Annotated in this window: 1 pseudogene; it reads left to right on the forward strand. The window is 45.0% G+C overall.

Annotated elements, in window-relative coordinates:
- Positions 1-533 (forward strand): annotated as a pseudogene (locus tag OH458_RS22000) (IS30-like element ISVa6 family transposase); the annotation flags it as partial.

Genomic DNA, 533 nt, shown 5'->3' on the forward strand with positions numbered 1-533 from the left:
GCGAAATCGACTTTAGGTTGCCTGAGGCCTTGCTGAGACTGGATTGGAGTCCTGACCAAATCGTTGGATACCTAAGGGTAAGAGGCTATCCAACAATGAGCCACGAGCTCATTTATCAGCATATTTGGAACGACAAAACTCTCGGTGGAACACTATGGAAACACTTACGCCAATCGAACAAGAAAAGGCGTAAAAGGTATAACTCAAAAGACAGCCGAGGTCGGCTTGCAGCAAAGCGTCATATTACCGAAAGACCTGCAAAAGCTGAGCATCGAAAAGAGCCTGGTCACTGGGAAATTGATACCGTCGTTGGCCGCGGAACCAAACACTGTATCGTGACTTTAGTCGACAGAATGACTGGCTACACTTTTATTGGGCAAATGGACGATAGAACAAGCGACTCGCTCAACGTAAGAATGAGCAAAATCATGACCCGCTCTAACTTACCTTTTAAAACGATAACTGCGGATAACGGCACTGAGTTTCATGGTTATGCACAACTAGAAAAACATCATAACTGCCTGTTTTACTTC

Source organism: Vibrio sp. MarTm2 (genome assembly GCF_027587055.1).
In the GTDB taxonomy this organism is placed as follows: domain Bacteria; phylum Pseudomonadota; class Gammaproteobacteria; order Enterobacterales; family Vibrionaceae; genus Vibrio; species Vibrio sinaloensis_D.